The sequence below is a fragment of the Bacteroidales bacterium genome (assembly GCA_016709865.1).
In the GTDB taxonomy this organism is placed as follows: Bacteria; Bacteroidota; Bacteroidia; order Bacteroidales; family VadinHA17; genus LD21.
On record JADJLX010000005.1, the window covers coordinates 1,831,693 to 1,851,452 of the forward strand.

16 protein-coding genes are annotated in these 19,760 nt (G+C 37.0%); all 16 read right to left on the minus strand.

All coding sequences use genetic code 11. The features are described 5' to 3' along the window. Nucleotides 1-44: 44 nt before the first annotated feature. Complete coding sequence (locus IPJ16_16040; GenBank protein ID MBK7628681.1) at nt 45-1,013, minus strand: alpha/beta fold hydrolase; 969 nt, start codon at nt 1,011-1,013, stop codon at nt 45-47. Nucleotides 1,014-1,056: 43 nt separating this feature from the next. Continuing rightward, nucleotides 1,057-1,965, minus strand: coding sequence for a hypothetical protein (locus IPJ16_16045; GenBank protein MBK7628682.1), 909 nt, complete (start codon nt 1,963-1,965; stop codon nt 1,057-1,059). Between the two features lie 10 nt (nt 1,966-1,975). Then, a complete protein-coding gene (locus IPJ16_16050; GenBank protein ID MBK7628683.1) occupies nt 1,976-2,419 on the minus strand; it encodes a PEGA domain-containing protein in 444 nt (147 codons plus the stop codon). A gap of 113 nt (nt 2,420-2,532) precedes the next feature. After that, the gene (locus tag IPJ16_16055; protein MBK7628684.1) at nt 2,533-2,955 is read right to left on the minus strand and encodes a hypothetical protein; all 423 of its coding nucleotides are present in this window, start codon (nt 2,953-2,955) and stop codon (nt 2,533-2,535) included. Nucleotides 2,956-2,971: 16 nt separating this feature from the next. Beyond that, entirely contained in the window at nt 2,972-3,907 is a 936-nt protein-coding gene (locus IPJ16_16060; GenBank protein ID MBK7628685.1) for an NAD(P)-dependent alcohol dehydrogenase, read from the minus strand. 34 nt (nt 3,908-3,941) lie between these two features. Continuing rightward, nucleotides 3,942-4,586, minus strand: coding sequence for a hypothetical protein (locus IPJ16_16065; protein ID MBK7628686.1), 645 nt, complete (start codon nt 4,584-4,586; stop codon nt 3,942-3,944). A 231-nt stretch (nt 4,587-4,817) separates the two neighbouring features. Beyond that, nucleotides 4,818-5,726, minus strand: coding sequence for an SDR family NAD(P)-dependent oxidoreductase (locus IPJ16_16070; protein MBK7628687.1), 909 nt, complete (start codon nt 5,724-5,726; stop codon nt 4,818-4,820). Beyond that, nucleotides 5,727-6,716 (minus strand): NAD(P)-dependent alcohol dehydrogenase, encoded by a 990-nt coding sequence (locus IPJ16_16075; protein MBK7628688.1) that lies wholly within the window; start codon nt 6,714-6,716, stop codon nt 5,727-5,729. A gap of 80 nt (nt 6,717-6,796) precedes the next feature. Beyond that, complete coding sequence (locus IPJ16_16080; GenBank protein MBK7628689.1) at nt 6,797-7,417, minus strand: hypothetical protein; 621 nt, start codon at nt 7,415-7,417, stop codon at nt 6,797-6,799. 142 nt (nt 7,418-7,559) lie between these two features. Continuing rightward, the gene (locus tag IPJ16_16085; protein ID MBK7628690.1) at nt 7,560-8,276 is read right to left on the minus strand and encodes a hypothetical protein; all 717 of its coding nucleotides are present in this window, start codon (nt 8,274-8,276) and stop codon (nt 7,560-7,562) included. Between the two features lie 186 nt (nt 8,277-8,462). After that, nucleotides 8,463-10,838 carry an ABC transporter permease gene (locus IPJ16_16090; GenBank protein ID MBK7628691.1) on the minus strand — a complete coding sequence of 792 codons (2,376 nt, stop codon included), beginning with the start codon at nt 10,836-10,838 and terminating at the stop codon, nt 8,463-8,465. Nucleotides 10,839-10,895: 57 nt separating this feature from the next. Beyond that, nucleotides 10,896-13,271 carry an ABC transporter permease gene (locus IPJ16_16095; GenBank protein ID MBK7628692.1) on the minus strand — a complete coding sequence of 792 codons (2,376 nt, stop codon included), beginning with the start codon at nt 13,269-13,271 and terminating at the stop codon, nt 10,896-10,898. Between the two features lie 93 nt (nt 13,272-13,364). Further along, the gene (locus IPJ16_16100; GenBank protein MBK7628693.1) at nt 13,365-15,740 is read right to left on the minus strand and encodes an ABC transporter permease; all 2,376 of its coding nucleotides are present in this window, start codon (nt 15,738-15,740) and stop codon (nt 13,365-13,367) included. Nucleotides 15,741-15,938: 198 nt separating this feature from the next. Next, nucleotides 15,939-18,344 (minus strand): ABC transporter permease, encoded by a 2,406-nt coding sequence (locus IPJ16_16105; GenBank protein MBK7628694.1) that lies wholly within the window; start codon nt 18,342-18,344, stop codon nt 15,939-15,941. 39 nt (nt 18,345-18,383) lie between these two features. Next, entirely contained in the window at nt 18,384-18,791 is a 408-nt protein-coding gene (locus IPJ16_16110; GenBank protein ID MBK7628695.1) for a response regulator, read from the minus strand. A gap of 158 nt (nt 18,792-18,949) precedes the next feature. Further along, nucleotides 18,950-19,756 (minus strand): DUF4249 domain-containing protein, encoded by an 807-nt coding sequence (locus tag IPJ16_16115; GenBank protein MBK7628696.1) that lies wholly within the window; start codon nt 19,754-19,756, stop codon nt 18,950-18,952. Between the last annotated feature and the right edge of the window lie 4 nt (nt 19,757-19,760).

Sequence of the window (19,760 nt, forward strand, 5' to 3'; positions counted from 1 at the left end):
TTACTTATGTTCTGGTTGATAGTAAGTTAATTGAACGGCAGGCTTTATAACTCCTGCATCCACTTTATAATAATTTCTTCTCCGATTAGAACTGTTGATTTTCCATGTGAACCACCCTGAATAATTTCATATCTCTTATTCCTGTCTTTCCATGCTTCAAAGATCTCATCACACCCCGTTTTATCAACAATCAAATCATTTTCGCCATATAACAGCAGCAAGGGACAATCTGACCCATGTGCGTTTTCAACAATAGCATTCATCAATTTCTTCGATCCCATCATAGATCGCATGCTGAAATACTTTACAAGCAATGGGTCATTATTCCTGGCTTCTGACTCTAACCGGTCAGTTTCATTTTCTATCACTGACGGGTCGCCAGCCATGTTTACAACAGGCACGCGTGGGGCAAAAATATAATAGCCAATATATTTCAGATAATCACTGAATCCTGGACTCATCCCTTTTGCTGATTTTAATTTATATGCAGGGTTCACAAGGATTATACCGTCGGTTTCTTTCAGTTCAACTGCGATTTTTAATGCAATTGCACATGACATGCTATGCCCGAATAAGATTGTCTTCCTGTTAACATCATTATAAAACTTGTCAATTGTAATTATCCCGACATAATCTGCAATGAAATCTGAAATGTCAGCCATATCCCCTCTTGTTCCCTCAGAGTATCCTGTGCCTCGAGGATGAATAACAACAATACGGTTTTCATTATTACTTAATAAATCAATAATGTCTTTTTCGCTATTGTGATTTATGCCGGTAATTCCCGATATGATATATATTGTTTTTTTAAAATCATTTACCGGAACGTACTCATATACAAAGATTTTGATTCCATCTCGTGCAGTTACAAAGAAGCCTTTTTCATTAATTCCGGGTTTGGGACTTTCAGGGTTCTTCATTACGGTACAGCGGTTACAAATTATTAGCATTGATCCAAGTGTAACTGTTAACAATACCAGTTTTAAAGCTTTTTTTATTTTGCTATAAGACATGATCAGTAGGTTCATTATTAATCGATCGGTTTAAATAATTGTATTACCAGTCAATAATTGTATGCTTAAGACTATCAATCACACTATCTATTCTAACCCAGTATACAGCAACATCTGAATAGTCCGGTTTTGTTCCGGTAGAATAAAACAGGTACTTATTGTCAGGAGTAACCCAGGGTCCCCAACTGCCCAATCCGAAGTTAATGTCTTTGCCAAAATTTTGAGGGTTTGTCCAGGTGCCATCATTTTTCCTGAAGCTAACTGCCAGTTGTGGCCGGTTCGTTACGATCATATATGATTCATCTCCGGAGACAAAGAAATCGAGATTGTCACCTTCGGTATTCAGAGGTCTTCCCAGGCTTGATGCTGAAGTATCTGCTCCGGATATTACAATCTGACACCAGTCATTGAATCCGGCTCCATTTCCGGTCAGTGACGAGATATAGAGATTACCCTTTTTTGTAATCTGGAAATAATGAGCCTTATTGAGTTTGCTTAAAATCTTTTTAGGGTCAGACCATACTGTTCCACTTTTGACCGACATATACACCTCTGATTTTACTTCAAGATCATTTCTTTGAAAATACAATGTATCGCCGGTAACTGATAATGCCGGAGCATACCCGTCAAACAAATTGAATGGGCCGTTCCATTTTCCGCCAGCAAAAGTGTATCTTTTGATGTTTTCGCCTCTGATTGGATAGTATCCTTTTATCTCCGAATAATAAATCTCCCTGCCGTCATTTGAAATTGCTATCCTCTCGGCGGCGAAGTATCCCGGATTTACAAACAATGGGAGTGCTTTAGGCTTGTTCCCCGGAGGAGTCTGCCCCAGGTGACGGTCTCCCAATGGTAATGACTGAGAATAACAGTTATTTGCGAGCAGAGCAATGAGGAAAGACAAAAGTATTGATCTTGATCGTGTATCAAACAGAAGATTATTTGTTTTCATAGTATGCCCATTATTTCTGAACTACATAAACATCTGCTGTCTTATATTTGGTATTAATATGAATCTCTTTCGGATTTTCAGACAGAGATAACGTGCTCATTTTCATCTCCAGATCATAAGATTTTCTACCGTATTTAACCAATGATCCTGTAGCAGCATCAACAGCCCAGCCAAACAAACTTCCAAGATTTAATACGCTTACAACATTGAATTGTTTATCGAGAGTAAACATCCTGGTCTCATAACCATCAAGTTTGTATTCAATATCTTCACTGTTTAGTGTTCGCTTTACCGGCACATTACACGGGGTCCTGCATATTTCAACTCCGTCCTTATACACAATGGCACCGCGTGGATTGGAATTAAAACTAATGGTGTCTTTAGTTCCTGTTAAAATTGTTGCACAACCTGATGTCAGGAGGACAACTGCTAGAAATAAATAAATCGTTTTCATTCTTTATGAGTTTAAACATTTTAAATTATGATAATTACTTCAAAGGAAGGAATGCAACAAGCTCAATCAAAGGGAAATATGATTAGCGGTCAGATAAAGTGATGAACAGGCTGTTATTGTCTGACTTCCTTATATAATCTAGATCCGACAATTCCTCCAATAATTAATTCTCCAAGCCCCCAAATAATACCAATTACAGTCAGACGGACTGGCATAAAACCGTATACAGCCAGAGAAACATTGCTTAAAAAATATGTCAGGAACCAGAACACCACAGAAACAATGACAGCTGTTTTTATTCCTGCCCCAAGACGTTCTTTTACAAGCACATACAGCAAAATCAGAAAAATGCCACGTATGAAACTTAACACAACAAAATAAAGCATTGCCAATGTGCTTAAAGGAGGAAGGCCCCTGCTTTCGAGAACCTGATCCATTTCGTTCCCAGCTACCGGGACCATTGTGATTGCGCTAAGGCTGATTAATAGACCGGCAATCAATCCACTCGTGATAACACTTTTCACATTTATTTTCATTTTTTACTCCTTTCTTTTATAACATGATTTCTACTACCACACCACCTCTCTTGTGTCCTTTCTCAACATAACGATGAGCTTCTGCAATATCCTCCAATCTATAAACCCTGTCGATAAATGGTTTTAGATATCCGGCTTCAGCAAGCTCCTTGATTCTGTTCAGCCGGTTTGAGTCGAGTTGCAATGCCTCATCATCAATTGTCACATATCTGCCATCAGCAGCAAGAGCTCTTTTACAGCTTTCTTTCAGTTTTGACGTTTTGCTTTTTCCAACGGCATCAAGGATAAAATCGTATTTTGCACCCGGCCTCAGATTATCTTCTTTGGTGTAATCAATTACTTCATTGGCTCCCAGCGATTTTACCATTTCCAAATTTGTTGTGCTGCATACACAGGTTATTTTAGCTCCCAGATACCTGGCATACTGAATTGCCGTAGTTCCTGTAGTTCCGGAGGCTCCATAAATCAGTATATTTTGTCCTCGCTGAATGTTTCCTTTTTCCATGGATTGAAATGCAAGAAGTCCCCCATAAGCTGCAACAGTTGCTTCTTCAAAAGTCAGGTTTGCTGGTTTTAATGCAAGGCACCCATACTTTGATTCTGTTTCTTTCATGCATTTATACTCAGCATAGGCGCCAAGTCCGAATCCGGTAAGTCCAAATACCTGATCACCTGGTTTAAACTGTTTGATTTTGCTGCCAGCCGATTCTATCTCTCCTGCCAATACTAGCCCGATTATTGGTTTTCTGGGTTTTGTTATTCCCATCATTATCCGCATCGGGATTCTGAACTTCAGAGGTATTTTAACCCCCCTGATGAAGGTATCACTTGCTGTTACAGCAGTAGCATGTATCCTGATAAGAATCTCATCATCTTTCGGGGTTGGTTTTTGAACTTCTCGTAGCTGAAGAACTTCAGGTGGTCCGTATTTTGTGCATACAGCTGCTTTCATTTTGTCAGTATTAATTTTGTGAATTAGAAATTGTTTAAAAATTTATCCCGATATATAAATTAGGCTCAAAAAGCATATAATTATTCCATTTGTTTTCTTCTGCCTGAAAACTTTGAGGAGCATTTGTATCAATTGGCCAATAATTACAATGAACCTGTGGTTCTATATACATTCTGTTTTTAAATAATGGAATATGGTAGCCTAGATGATAAGTAGTATATAATTTAAATCCATTACCTATCTTTTTATTATTAACGTCAAAATATGTTTTCTTTAAAGGCATAATTTCAATTGCTGCAAATAGCCCTTTCCACAGCATACGCTGATAAATGACACCTATACCTTTTTCGTGGAGTTTACCAGGGAAGAAAGTACTTTCTTTCATCTGAACTGCATCTACAATTGGTATTCCCATTGGTGCGAATAGCTCCCAGGTGGTCGTTTTTATCCCAATCTTGTCTTTAGGAGTAAGTTTGTATCCCAGATGAATCTCGTAGTGATGGGTATTTGTTTTCTCCGGACCAAAATTGGCAAATGAGAGCCACGTAGTGTTAACTGAAAATTTATAAGATGAAGCCTTATCCTTTGCATTGTTTCCGGTTTCCTGTGAGGAGGATTGACTAAATGCAAGTGTTGAGAATATAGCTATCATTAATGATGTTGATACGATTTTTTTCATTGCTGTTGTTTTCATAATATTCTTAAAAATTGATTAATAACAACAAAGAAAATAATACAACATGCTCAATCAAAGGAATATGTGATTAGTGGTCAGATTAGGTGATGAGTGGTTAGAGTGGCGAAGACATTGTTAAACCGCTGCGCGGTAAAAACTAACCTATTGGATTCATTTTCTACAATGCCATATCGGCTACGGCGAATAGAAATGTGTAGAGGTTAAAGAATTAAGTCAGGAATTTTGAAGCCTATTGGCGATTTGAGTAGTGTTTTCATCTCCACATAATTCCAGACTTATTTTCCAGAGTCTAGACTGCATTTCATTATCAAATACTATTTTATCTTCAACCAGTTCAACAAAATTATTCTTCTTCCATGTGATAAATTTTCCTGATCTTTTCAGGCTTTCTTCCTGGTTTTCTGTGAATAACGGAGCCATTATCTTTCCGCATTCTTCTATTGTGATAAATGTCCCGAAAAACTTCATTACAGTCGCCATGGTTTTCATTAAAACCGGGATAATATTTATCTGATTGCTCCAAACAGTTTTGGCTATTTCAAAGCCGATAAAGGATACTTTTGATCCCTCTGTTTTTCTGTAAAGATCATTTAATTTAACCAGGAACATTCTTTTGGCAAGCATTGCCTGATGGATCCCGTTTTCGAAACCCCAGTTTCTTTTCATTTGTATGTCGTCCCAGAATATTTTGCCGCCCCTGGTAACATTGAATATTACCCTTCCGCCATTCTCAGAGTTTTCAAGGAGACTCAATAAATTTAAAGTCAGCATAAACTGAGATAAGTAATTTACCTGGAAATGAGGATCCATTCCATCTTCAGTCTCTACACGTTTCGGAGCATAACCTAAACCGGCATTTATGAAAATACAATCGAGAAACTTATGTTTACTCTGAATCTCATCTATTGCAGTTCTTACATCAGTCAGTCTGGTCAGGTCGCACAGGATGATTGTTGTTTTTTTATTCCTGGTATCGGTTTCAACTTCTTTAATTGTCGCTTCCCCGAGCTCCCTGGATCTGCACAAAATTATTATTTCATGAATCTGATTATCCAGGCCAGCCAATACCTTAGCCACTCCTTTTCCCATTCCGTTTGTGCCGCCGGTTACCAGTATTTTCATTTATAATTCGTTATTAAATATACTTATAACTACATTCCCTTTTTTATGACCCTGCTCAACATACTCAAATGCCTCTGCTGTCTTTTCCAATGGATATACTTTGTCAATAACCGGTACTAATTTCCCTGATTCAATCAGCTCAACAAAATAATTCAGATTAGCAGCACGCTCTGTTGATACACCTCCCTTAATTTTCTTACCGCCTGATATTGATGTCCACAATACTTTCAGGAAATCCTTGACTTCCATCATGTTTTCAAGATAGATTCCATCGGGTTTTAATAACCCCTTGCATTGAGCAAAAGTAGACTTGCCTACTACCCCAAAAACAAAATCATATCTCTCATCACTTTTTGTAAAATCCTCCCTGGTATAATCTATTACCTTATCTGCTCCTAAGGATTTCACCAGAGCTGCATTCGTGCCACTACAGACACCTGTAACCACTGCTCCATAGTACTTTGCAAGCTGAACTGCATAAGTACCTATCGCTCCGGAAGCTCCATGGATAAGGATTGTCTGTCCCGGCTGAATCTTTGCCAAATCTCTGATATAGAACAATGCAGTATTTCCTGCTAAAGAAATGGCGGCAGCTTTCTCCCAGCTCAAATCAGCTGGCTTTATAGCCAGTGCTCCGTTTTCAGGAACACAGACATATTCTGCATGACCACCAAATTTGGTTCCCGGTGATCCAAAAACATGCTCTCCGACCTTAAACAGTTTTACATCTTTCCCGATGGCTTCAATTTCTCCTGCCAAGTCAATCCCCAGTATTTTAATTCTTGGCTCTTTGAAACCAAACATCAACCGTGCAAAAAACATAAACGATTTTGGCACGAATGTTAAGTTACGGGCATTGCAATCTGTAGTTGTTACTGTTGTCGCATGTATTTTTATTAATACATCGCTATTTCCCGGGACCGGTTTTTCAACTTCTTTAAGCTGAAGCTCATCCGGTGATCCATACTTTGAGTGAACTATTGCCTTCATCTTTTCCATTTTATTATAATACTGTTAATCAATCCTAAATTTATCAAAATTGTATTTTGTCGAGCTATGGTATGAGATTTTTAAAATTTAAATCCAAAGTGTAGACCCGGCTCAAACAACAGGTACCTTGGCCATTTATCTTCTACTATCTCAAATGACTCCGGAACATTTGTGTTAACGGGCCAGTGTGTCATAGCCACTGAAGGCTCAATAAAAAACCGGTCTTTGAAGAATTGGAACTGGTAACCCAAACGATAGGTCATAAACAACTGATAACCATTTTGAATGTGTCTCTTATCTTCATCCATATACTTTTGTAACATATTGCCTGCATCAATGGATGTATAAGCTCCTTTCCACCAAAATCTTTGATAAACTAACCCAATGCCATAAGCCTTTACATATCCGGGATAATTTTCTCCCGGAGCCTGAAACGACTCCCCATAGGGTATCCCTAATGGCCAGCCGTATCTCCATGTTTTAAATTCTACAGAAACAACATCTTTCGGAGTTATGTGATAACCAAAGTGCAACTGAATTAATTCAGGTGGATTGGGATCGTCAGGGATAAAATTTCCCAGCAACCAAAATGTACTTCCAATAAAAAACTTTCGGGAGGTTGAGTCCTGTTCTGTTTTTTGACTGTAAGCAAGTGAAGTACACATTGCTAATATCAACGAGGCCAAAGTAATTTTTTTCATTTTAAAGAGTTTTTGATTTAATTAAGTTTAATCCATCTGATAATATTGAGCCTGATTGTTTCGAATTCGCTGATAACTGTCTTACTTATACAGTTTTTATCCTTTCTGAAAATAAAAGCCCGGATGGAAAGGATTCCAATTATTATCCACATGATAATTTACATTTGAAGTTTTTGTCGCTTTTTGTATCGTATATAGGGCAAGCCGTAGATGAGCATTTCATTCTGCCCTGAAGGATTCTTACACCCCATGGAATGTAACCGGCACACATTAATAATGCACCAGTTGCACTTACTAATTCTATATCAGGATTATTGAGTAACAGGAGCCCGGTAACCAGGCAAACTGTCTGCCATCTGCTGATAAACCTTTCTTTATACAGACCAAGTGCCTGTATTGCAGCACCTACAGGTAATAATGGCAGTAACCATACCACCCAGAGAAGTCCTTCCTTGTTTACAATAACACGAAGAAAAGGGACAAACTCCTGAAACTGATCCTCAGGTAAAGTGTCGAAGGCTGACAGCACCAGACATAAAGCTCCTTTATCAACGGCCAGAATGAAAGCTCCGAATAAACCTATTATACCTCCCCAAAAACCTAATCGTTTGCCTTCTCCCTGCAATACATTCATTATACTGATAAGAGATATCATTATTACCGGTACGGCAAACATTACAATTAAGTGCCCTATATGGAATACCGGATGATTATGAAACCTGCCAACCAGTTGTTCCACAGTCTGAAGCGCCTCAAGTTTTAAGATATTAGGGTGCATTAAAAAGCCAACAAGCAGCATCACCGGGAATGCAATAACTGAGACTCCAAATCCTATCTTTTTTATTGATTCTGTTTTCATAATAGTTTTATTTTATTAGTAATAAGTAATAAATATTACTACAAAGAAACTATTACAACTAGCTCATTCAAAAGGAAATATGATAAGCGGTTTTAAAAAAGGATAAGTGGTAATTCCGGATTAAAAGACCAGGATTTTTAAGCTTTATCATTCAATCGGATGAAAAACTGAAATAGTATTGTTGCTTTACTCGTTTCTTAAGGCTTCCACCGGGTTTCTTGTTGCTGCCTTCCAACTCTGCAAGCTTACTGTGCAAATAACTATAACTAATGCTATTAAGCCTGCCAGCAGGAAAATCCAGATATTTATCTCAGTTCTGTATGAAAAGTTTTGCAGCCATTCTTTCATTGCATATAAAGCAACCGGACAGGCAATTATAAAAGCAACTAATACCGGGATAATAACACTTTTATTTAATAATACTACGATCTCAAGTGCTCTGGCTCCATTAACTTTTCTTATTCCGATTTCTTTGATCCGCTGTTCTATTGAGAATGAGACCAATCCGAACAATCCAAGACAGGCAATAAAAATTGCCAGAATTGAGAAATATGCGATTAATAAATTGAATTTTTTTTCTGAATTATATAATGAGTCATATTCGTCATCAAGAAAATGATATTCAAAGGGAATGTCAGGAGAGAATTCATCCCAGGTCTTTTTTATATACTCAATACTCTTATCCTTATTTATTGCGTCTATCCTGAGATTAATGGCTCCATTCCATGGTGCAACCCATAATGCAGATGGAGGTATCTTCTGATGAAATGACGATGCATGAAAATCTTTCATTACCCCGATGATAACAACTTTGTGTCCAAACATTTCCAATTCAGTTCCGATTGGCTGAGTTAATTCAAATTCTTTTACAGCCGTTTCGTTTATTATCATTGCCCCATATTCATCAGTTCTGATATCCCATGAAAAATCTCTCCCTTCAATTATCTTCAATCCTAAAGTTTGCACAAAATCCTGGTCAACGGTCATTGTATAGAAGCTCCGTTCCTTATCATTAATTACACAACTATTTGTCATTGGAAAATTTTGAGCCAGCGATGTGTTCGAGGAAGCTATTTTAAAAATATTTGGATTTTGTAATAGCTTTTGTTTAAACGCGTCATAATTCTTATAAACTTTTGATCGGGCACTGGTATAAATAATATTTTCCTTGTCGAATCCGACATCTTTAGTTCTTAAATATCTTACCTGCTTTGTAATAATAATTGTACATATTATAAGAGCAATCGAAATGACAAACTGAAATACCATTAAGAACCTTTTAAAAAATTTTCCTTTGTTTCCTGATGTGGTTTCTTTTTTTAATGTTCTTAACGGGTTGAAGGATGAAAGCATTATAGCAGGGTATAATCCTGCTGTCAATCCAATTATCAAAGATCCGGATAGTAGTATTGCACTGATATAAAAATAGTCTTCCTGTCCGAATGATACTTTCCATCCAGATATTTTTTCAAACACAGGGCTTACCATTCCAACAATAAAAAGAGCCAGAAAGGTCGAAAGAAAGGATAATGCAACTGACTCGAAAAGCAATTGAAATACTAAATCTTTCCTTCCTGATCCGTAAACCTTCTTTATGCCAATTTCTATTGATCTGGATGATGACTTAGCTATGGAAAGATTAATAAAATTTACAATTGCTATGGTTATAACAATAACACCAATCACAAGTATCAAGAAGATGAACTGGCGTTTGCTGTTCCCGAAAAAAGGGACATCTCTTAATGGAATAAATTTCAGGTAATTTCCTATCTCAGCAACGTCAAAGGCTTCTGTAATAAGTAGTTTATCCTTTGCAATTTCAAGCCATGAAGGAATTACCTTTAATTTGAAATCATTGATTTTTGTATTTTTATTTAACTTGATGTATGTTGGATATCCCCAGTTCCCCCAATCTTCTTCCAGTTTTGGGGAACTAGAATATCTTGTGGCAAATGAAATTATTCCATTACATTTAATAGAAGAATTAGCCGGTGGGTCTTCTATTAAGGCTGTGATTATCAGATCAAGTTTTATAGCTCTGGTCTTACTAAAGAATTTTATAGTTTTTCCCATCGGGTTTTCTGTTCCAAAAATCTTTTCAGAAACGCTCTTTGTAAGCACAATACTGTTTGGATCTGCCAGCGCCTTCTTTTTATCTCCCAGTAATAAATTGAAGCTAAACATGTCAAAAAATGTACTGTCAGCATAAATTATATCTGTAACATCTATGCTTTTTTGTTGATTTTCTTCTGAATATTTCAGGATAGTGGCTGCCCCTCCACCAAACTCTTTATCCAATCTGACTATGTTTTCAATTTCGGGATATTTGTTTTGCAGCCATGCTGCAATCGGAGCACAGATATTAAATTCATCGCCTATATTGATTTCATAAATGCTCTCACGATTATTATGAAATCTATCATAACTAAGTTCGTTAAAGACATATATACCAGTTAGCATAAAAGTGGCAATCCCTGTTGCAAGACCAGCGATATTAATAAAAGATGAAAGTCTGTTCCTTTTAATATTACGCCATACGATAATTAGGTATTTCCAATTCATTCGCCAGAGATTTAATTATCTTATAACAATGTGTTCAACATTAATAAGTTCTAACATCTATTCATACCTGAGAGCATCTACGGGATTCCTGGTGGCACCCCTCCAGCTCTGCAAGCAAACTGTCAGCATAGCAATCCCAATTGCAATAATACCTGATAAAACAAAAATCCACCAGCTCAAATCTGTCTTGTAAGCAAAATTCTCAAGCCATTTATTGATTGAATAATAAGAAACAGGAATGGCAATTATAAAAGCAATTGCTACCCATACAAAGAAGTCTTTGGTAAGCATTAAAATCACTTCTGATACATGAGCCCCGTTTATCTTGCGGATACCAATCTCTTTGGTACGAAGTTTTGTGAGAAATACTGAAGTTGCTATTAATCCAAGACAAGTTATTATCATAGCAAGAAAAGAAAAGAGCAAAATTATATGTGCCTGCCTTCTGTCATTTGCATAATTTAGTTGTACTGCCTGATCTAAAAACTGGTATTCAAAAGGATTTCCCGGATTAGTACTTTCCCATTCAGACTTGATAAAGCTAAGGCTTGATTCAAAATCATTACTGCTCAGTTTAACTCCCATCTTATACAAATCCTGCTTCAAACTTATATTTAATACAACTGGTTCAATTTTCTCGTGGAATGATTTAAAATAAAAATTTTCAACCACTCCAATCACAATCTGGTCTTTCTGGTTCCATCCATTTTTGATGTGCTTCCCTACTGATGACTTCCAACCCATCTTTTCGGCAAATGCCCTGTTTATAATTGCCCCCTGATCTTCATCTGTACTAAAATCGACTGAGAAATTACGACCTTCGATGATTTTTATTTTCATAAAATCAATAAAATTGAAATCAACGAAAAAGTATTTCGTCTGAATGCTACCGATTTCCGGGTCATCAGGTGAACCGGCTGATGAAAAATGGTATTTATTTGGGGGGAAAGAGGATGCAAATGTAATATCTGCAATCTGAGGATTTCTTAATAACCTATCCCTCAGAGATCTGGCCGTTTCAAATGTTTTATCAACAGGTATGGTTATAATACGATCGGCGTTATAACCCAGATCAGATTGTTGAATGAACCTCATCTGTTTGAAAATAAATCCCGAGCCTATAATTAAAATTATCGAAATGGTAAACTGAACGGATAAATAGATATATGATTTGGAAATTCCGGCAAACTTCGACAATTCATGTCCTCTTATCAGGCTTAAAGCACTGTATTTTAAGACATTATTAGAAATATATAATCCTGATAAGACAGATATTGATAAGGCTGTGGTACTTGAGATAAGCAGGAAATGAATACCTGAAAGATCCTTAATATCGAATTGCAATTTGATAAATTGATCCAATACAGGTTGTAATAATCCTACGAAAAATATAGCAAAAACCAATGAAATCATACATATGATGATAGATTCAGCTATATACAAAGCTTTGATACTGGACGATCGTGCTCCAAATATTTTACGTACACCGACATCTCTTACCCTTTTTCTGACAATTGAAATACTCAGACTGATATAGTTTATGCAGGCTATGACCAGTATGCAAACTGCAATGCTTAAGAAAATCACAACGGTACTTATATCGCCTGTTGGTTCAGGATTATCGCTGATAGATTTTGAATACAAATGGATTTCTGAAAGACTCTGAAGTTTTGTATTTAAAATATTTTTTCTGTTCTTTTCATCGACATATTTTTGAGCGTAACTTTTAAATTCATTTGTAAACTGATTCAACGGAAGTTCTTTAGAAAGTAGCACATATGTATTAAAACTGTTCAAATCCCAGGCTTGCTTGATCCAGTCACCCCAGCTTTCAAGCCGGGCAGGGTCATAAACAAGATACTCAAAATGGAAATGTGAATTAACAGGAAAGTCTCTAACAACTCCGGTAATTGTAAGGTTGGTCATATTATCAAGAACAATTACTTTCCCCAATAGATTTTCCTCTTTGAAATATTTTTCAGAAACCGTCTTGGTTAATATTACTGATCCTGGTGCCCTTAAGGCATTGCTTTTATCTCCTGCAATAAAATCAAAACTGAAAATATCTAAAATGGACGGATCTGTATAAAACAGGTTGTTAGCTTTGACGGCTGTTTTATCGAAAGAGATGACATTTGGACTCCATAAATTATATAGTCTTGCAGTTTTCTCTACTCCGTTAATGAACTCTGCGCAATCCGGGCCCAGTCGGTAAGTGACATTTGCACTGTATTGCCCGTTTTCATCATTATAAGACAGCAGCCGGTAGATTCGATCCTTCTTATCATGAAAGTCATCATAACTGATTTCTGTATTTATAAATAGTCCAATAATTATGCAGCAGGAAAAGCCTAAAGTCATGCCAATAATATTGACAGAAGTTGAAAACTTTTGTCTCAATAGCATCCTTACCTGTTGCTTAAATATTTTCATTTGATATTCTTTTATATATATCAGAATGCTTAAACTATTCCCTGGGGGGGGGGAAAACAATTGCGGGTAATTATCCTATAGCCATTTAGTATTTTATTCATAGCGCAAAGCATCCACAGGATTCTTTGTTGCAGCTCTCCAGCTCTGCCAGCTCACAGTTATTAAAGTTATTGACAGAACGATAATTCCGGATATGGCAAAAATCCACCAGCTCAGATCTGTTTTGTATGCAAAAGTCTGTAACCATCTGTTCATTGCGAACCATGCAAAAGGAATTGCTATTAAAAAAGCAATGAAAACCCATTTTAAGAAAGTCATGTTTAACATTGCCATTATTTCTGGAATAGTGGCACCGTTAACTTTCCTTACTCCAATCTCTTTTGTCCTTAGTTCAGAGAAGAAAGCTGCCAGCCCGAAAAGTCCCATGCAGGCAATTAGAATTGCTATTGCTGAGAAAATAAAAATGACCTTACCGAACAGGCTCTCCTTTTTATAAAGCTGATTATAGTAATCATCGTAGAAAAAGTATTCAAAAGGGCTATCCGGAACCATTTTGTTCCAGAGATTCTTCGTAAAATCCACTGATGAGGAAATTTGGTTTGTGTTCAATTTAACAGCTATGAATTTTGGATCGCTTTCACGCTCAAAGAGAAAGAGCGGTTCAACTTTTTCCCTTAATGATTTAAAGTTGAAATCTCTTATAATACCTGTTACGAATCCATCTTTCCCGTTATATGATGAAAACTTTTTTCCGATAGGGTCTTCCCATCCCAGTTTCGTTACAGCAGACTCATTTAAAAGATAATGTGTACCTGTGTAAGGGCATGCTGTATCGCCAGGCAGATATCCTTCTTTAAGATGAACTCCAAAGGTGCTGAAGAAATCCTTATCAATTGCAAGATATCCCATAGGCACTGCACCTTTTACATTACCCTCATAATCGATTGAAGCGACCCATTTCATTTCTCCCGGCAGATCGGAGGTCACTCCCGCTGAAAGTATATTTGGGTTCCGTATGAGTTCATTTTTGAATGAAATGATCCTGCTGCGCATAGTGTTGTCGTTTATAGGGATGATCATCAGCTGTTCTTTTGAAAAACCAAGATTCAGATTCTGAATGAATTTCATCTGCCTGTAAACAACAAGAGAAGAAGCAATAAGAACAATTGATATCCCAAACTGGAAAAGAACAAGCAGGCCCTGTATCCCGATACGATTTTTTGTCTTTGTAAATGGCTTTTTAAAAGTGTCCATCGGACTAATCCGTGATGATATCCAGCCCGAAGCCAGACCAGTTATAAAGGTAATCAGTAGGAATAGTAAAATATATGCCGGCAGCAGGCTTTTGACTGAATAATTCTTTGAAAGATCAGAACCTACAAGCCGTGAGAACCATGGCAGATAGTCGCTTATTGTTAAAGCAGCAGTTATAATTGAAATACCAACGAGAACCGATGCGTCTGAAATATATAAGAAAATTAATTGTGCCCTTCTTGCTCCCATTATCTTACGAATACCAAGTTCTTTAGTCCGCCGGTTATTCATTGAGAATGACAGATTTATATAATTTATACAGGCAATTGAGAGTATAAGAAAGGCAATGGTGCTTAATATGTAAATACTTTTAATATCGCTGTTGGCAGCAAATTCTCCTCCCATATTTGAGTGAAGATGTATAGATGTCAGCTCTTGAACATGATACTTTTTATTATCCCCGAAATCGGCACCATCATCGTATTCCTTAGTTGACTGGCTGACATATTTTTCCAAACTGTCGGCATTGACTGTCTGATTTGCCATAAGGTAAAGATTTGTTACAGTACTCATACGGTCTTCCAGAAAATCTTTTCTGAAGAGTGTGGTTGCTGTTGGCATCGAGACCATCATGTCGAATTGAAGATGAGTATTACCCGGTATATCTTTCATAATACCTGTCACGGTAAAGTCGATGGTACGGTTATAACGAATTGTTTTTCCTACCGGATCTGATTCCCCGAAATACTTTTCAGCTGCTGACTCTGTTAATACGACACTATTTGGCTGTGAGAGTACTGATTTGGGATTTCCAATAAGCAAGGGGAAGGTGAAAATGTCAAATACTGTAGAATCGGCTAAAACTATTCTGTCTTCAAAAAATGATATATCGCCCGACGAAACAAGTCCTTTTGATAAACGGGTTATCCTTACCGTCTTTTCTATCTCAGGAAATTTATTCTGAAGAAATGGCCCAAGCGGATTTGGAGTCTGGACCCAGGCCTCATTTTTTCCTCCAAAATTAAATGTGCCATAGACTCTGAATATCTGATCAGAATTTTTATGAAACCGGTCGAAACTAAGTTCATAGCTTATATAAATCAATATGAGGCTGGCTGCAATTATTCCGATTGTCAGACCGGCAACGTTAACAAAAGTGAAGAGTTTCTGATTCTTGAAATTCCTTATAGTGTATTGTAAATTTTTAAAGATCATGATTAATTAATTATTTAAAACTCTATGATTCCAAAAACATGCCAGTAATTTATATGTCTGATATAGAGTCATTTATGTAATTTTTGAAATTTGTATAAGTTAATATATTTTACAGTTATGTGTAAATTTATTTTACGTGTTGGAAGTTTAGTATTTACACTAATGTTATTGACTGTAATCTAATAAGGTAAATATGTTTTATTCGTATCTTAAGGCTTCAACCGGATTTTTTGTTGCGGCCCTCCAGGTTTGAAGGCTTACTGTTAGTATTGCTATTCCCAGTGCGATGATCCCTGATAAGCCAAATATCCACCAGCTGAGTTCAGTTTTATATGCAAAGTTCTGTAACCATTTATGCACTATGTACCAGCCTACAGGGCAGGAGATAACAAAAGCTATTGCCACAAGCTTAATAAATTCACTGCTTAGCAGATACATCACTTCTACGATTCCGGCACCATTAATTTTACGTATTCCAATCTCTTTGGTACGTTGAATTGACAACCAGTTAATCAGAGCAAATAAGCCCAGACATGAGAGGAAAACAGCCAGGATTGTAAAGGTACCTACTATATTGGCCAGCCTCTCTTCATCCTGGTATCTGGCATTGTATTTATCTTTTATAAAAAAATATTGAAATGGTACCCCCGGAGCCAACTCCTCCCAGGTTTCACTGATGAATTTGATAGTCCGCTGATAATGCTTCTTATCAATTCTGAGGGTCACATAGCCTGCCAGCCAGTTGGAACCTGTAAAACGGTAAATAACAGGTTCAATCTGAGTCTGCATCGACCGGATATTCATATCTTTTATAACACCAATAACTGTTAATGATTCCTCTTCATGCTTAAAACGGAGCTTTTTCCCGACAGGATTGTCCCACCCCAGTTTCCTGGCTGCTGTTTCGTTAATAATCACATTACTGAATCTGTCAGATGCTATTGTATCTGTCAGGGCCCTTCCGCTGACAATGGGAATCTGAAATACATCTGAAAAGTTTTCATCTATTGATGTTACGACCATTTCTCTGGAGTCTTCGGCTGAAGATCCCTCAGGAATTACTGCAAATCTGTTAGGAAAATTGTTCCCCGGAATATTCTCTGTTATAGAGACTCCTTTCATTTCGTATGCCTGTGCCTCTCTCTCCATAACTGAGGCAAATAGCTTTGCAAATTCCAAACGATTGCTTTCATCTTTTACCCTAAGCTGAACAGAAAGAAGGTCCTCTTCATTGAATCCAAGATCATGATTCTTCATAAATGAAATCTGTCTGGAGATAAATAATTGTGTAATAATCATTACTATAGTTATCAGAAACTGGGTGATTATAAATCCTTTACGAATCCCGGGTTTATTACCCCGGGAAGCAATCTTTGCACGAAGGATCTGAACCGGCTGATACCTGGAAAAAATGAGTGCAGGCCAGATACCCGACAAGAAACCGGTCAGGATTCCGAAGGCCAGAAGAGCTAAAATAATTTTTCCGTTTGCAAAATTGATACTTATATTCCTTTGAGATAATTCGTTAAACCACGGTAAAAACATATCAGACAGATATACTGCGATTACGACTGCTATTAAGGAAAGTGTAACAGATTCTCCGAGAAACAGGCTTGAAATCTGAAATCTTCCGCCGCCTGCTAGCTTTCGCAGTCCGGTTTCTCTGGCCCGTTTCCCCGATTGGCTGGTTGAGAGGTTAACAAAGCTGGCACAGGCAATAAACAGAACTGCAATGGCAATGGCCAGAAGTATGTAAAGATACTCTTGTGAAACCGGGGGCAAAATATCACCAGACACCCTATTGTCTGTATGGATACTTGCGAGAGACTGAATGTCATAGCTTTCTCTTCCTTTAAGATAATCAGGAAAATATTTCTCAGGAATTAAATCAAGATCTGCTTTTAAAGAAGAAACATTCTGATCTGTGAAAGTCTTTACAAAAGTTACAGCTCCCCCTCCCCACCACATATTTTGCAGATCGGGATACATTTTTTTCAGAACAAGGTGAGAGACAAGCAGGTCGAACTTAAATATCGAATTCTCTGGCAGATCTTTCAGAATCCCCTCCACTCTGAAACTGAAATCACCTATTATCAGCTCTTTTCCCAGTGGATTTTCATCTCCAAATAATTTCTTCGCAGTTTTGTCTGCAAGAACAACTGATCCGGTATTCTCAAAAATTGTTTTTGGATTGCCAGTTAACAGCGGGAAGTTAAACATTTTTAAAAAACATGAGTCGGCAGTGTATCCGGTCAGATTGAAAAAAGTTTTGCCGGCAATCATAACCGGTTCATCATCACTCAGGAAGAGAGATAATCCGGTAACCATCTCAATATCTTTGATATCTGCTCTTACCGCTTCAGGTAAAGGCAATGGAGTGGTCGCTCTGAAATCGGTTCCTCCTGTACCTTTATTAACCGATATGATCCTGTATATCTGGCTACTATTCCTGTGAAAATTATCATAATTCATTTCAAAATTCACAAAATAGAAAATGAGTATAGTTACAGTCATTCCTATTGAGAGTCCGAGAAGATTCATCAACGAAATATTTTTCTGTCTCACCAGGTACCTTAACCCAATTCTAATGTTATACCAGATCATACCTTTGTTGATTTTAAGATAGTTTTATACGTACCATATTCAAAGATAATTTGTTATACACAACTCTTCGTTTCGCATTTCAGTTTGAATGTTAAGTTTCATTACCATCTCTACAGCTTCTTTTAACCTTTCTGGATTTACAGGTTTTGAAAGGTAGTCAATGCTTTCTGCCTCAATATGATTTATTGCATTCTTCTCATATGCTGTTACAAAGATTATGCTTATTGGTTTGTCCAGGTATTCAAGCAAATCGAATCCTGTTTCTCCCCTTAACTGAATATCCAGAAAAACCACCTGAGGGTTGTTTTGGTTGATCAGCTTAATTGCACTTTCACAGGAATCGGCTTCTCCTGCAATTTCAATTTCAGGATATTCTCCCAGTAATCTTCTCAGATTTACCCTGGCCAGTCTTTCTTCGTCTACTATTACTGCTTTTAAGTGTGTCATCGCGAAAATCATTTGATGACAACAATTGCAACCCGTATACCAAATTTGCATATATCTGATTTACTGTCATATAGATTATTGGCAAGATTGTTATACGTCAAATATTTTTACAGATAAGTGTAAAATATTTGTACTAATCTATTTGCTTAATTAATACTTCATCTGGCTGCTGAAATAATAATGGTATCTCTGCTGACAGTATATGCGCCAAAATAACCGAGTGCACCATCACTTAAATTGGTATTCGGATTAGCCGGCGTTGTAAATGACATCATCTCTGAGCCACCGGAAATTGGGAATAACGTCTTATAATATTCGTATGTATTCTCATCGAGTGAGTATAGCTCAACTACAACAGTATCATTCTGTTGATATACGTTATTGCTCCATTTTAATTCAACATTATTTCCATTATAAACATCATCATCATAAAGTTCTTTGCTAATCCTGGCTTTTGTTTTATCGTTAATGTTGTAAGTTTTTAACCTGTAAAAATTGCGATTCTCCTCCGGATCGGAAAAGTGACAGCTTACCACATAACCAACCTCATAAATAATGCTTTTTGGATTATACCTGCAGGTTAATGAATCAATATTAACTTTTTGAGGAATAGTTGCTTTTGCCATATAGGTATCTCCTTCCGAAAGTATGCTGAGAGTATAATCCACACGTGATTTAGCATGTACATGTTCTGCCAGATAACTACCAGGTTCAGTTTCATTTAGCTTTACGACAGCACCTGAATTGTCTGTTAATAAAATAACAGCACCTGAGACAGGCGGGTTTGTTTTACGGGTAAAATAATCAGTTGTCTTTGACAACTTTATGATGAATTGGTTATCAGAATCACTAATTACACCTTCAATTACAAGTTTTGGTTTCATATAGTCCAGATCAATTTCGATTATACTTTCACATGATGTTGAGAGTATAAGAAGGCTAAGGAAAATCAGTAACGGTTTCATTTGT

Bases quoted from the DNA above. Each gene is read 5' to 3' on its own strand.
- IPJ16_16050 (MBK7628683.1), bottom strand. From the start codon at position 2,419: ATGAAAACGATTTATTTATTTCTAGCAGTTGTCCTCCTGACATCAGGT.
- IPJ16_16045 (MBK7628682.1), bottom strand. From the start codon at position 1,965: ATGAAAACAAATAATCTTCTGTTTGATACACGATCAAGATCAATACTT.
- IPJ16_16090 (MBK7628691.1), bottom strand. From the start codon at position 10,838: ATGAATTGGAAATACCTAATTATCGTATGGCGTAATATTAAAAGGAAC.
- IPJ16_16065 (MBK7628686.1), bottom strand. From the start codon at position 4,586: ATGAAAAAAATCGTATCAACATCATTAATGATAGCTATATTCTCAACA.
- IPJ16_16075 (MBK7628688.1), bottom strand. From the start codon at position 6,716: ATGAAGGCAATAGTTCACTCAAAGTATGGATCACCGGATGAGCTTCAG.
- IPJ16_16100 (MBK7628693.1), bottom strand. From the start codon at position 15,740: ATGATCTTTAAAAATTTACAATACACTATAAGGAATTTCAAGAATCAG.
- IPJ16_16080 (MBK7628689.1), bottom strand. From the start codon at position 7,417: ATGAAAAAAATTACTTTGGCCTCGTTGATATTAGCAATGTGTACTTCA.
- IPJ16_16105 (MBK7628694.1), bottom strand. From the start codon at position 18,344: ATGATCTGGTATAACATTAGAATTGGGTTAAGGTACCTGGTGAGACAG.
- IPJ16_16060 (MBK7628685.1), bottom strand. From the start codon at position 3,907: ATGAAAGCAGCTGTATGCACAAAATACGGACCACCTGAAGTTCTTCAG.
- IPJ16_16085 (MBK7628690.1), bottom strand. From the start codon at position 8,276: ATGAAAACAGAATCAATAAAAAAGATAGGATTTGGAGTCTCAGTTATT.
- IPJ16_16040 (MBK7628681.1), bottom strand. From the start codon at position 1,013: ATGTCTTATAGCAAAATAAAAAAAGCTTTAAAACTGGTATTGTTAACA.
- IPJ16_16095 (MBK7628692.1), bottom strand. From the start codon at position 13,271: ATGAAAATATTTAAGCAACAGGTAAGGATGCTATTGAGACAAAAGTTT.
- IPJ16_16110 (MBK7628695.1), bottom strand. From the start codon at position 18,791: ATGACACACTTAAAAGCAGTAATAGTAGACGAAGAAAGACTGGCCAGG.
- IPJ16_16115 (MBK7628696.1), bottom strand. From the start codon at position 19,756: ATGAAACCGTTACTGATTTTCCTTAGCCTTCTTATACTCTCAACATCA.
- IPJ16_16070 (MBK7628687.1), bottom strand. From the start codon at position 5,726: ATGAAAATACTGGTAACCGGCGGCACAAACGGAATGGGAAAAGGAGTG.
- IPJ16_16055 (MBK7628684.1), bottom strand. From the start codon at position 2,955: ATGAAAATAAATGTGAAAAGTGTTATCACGAGTGGATTGATTGCCGGT.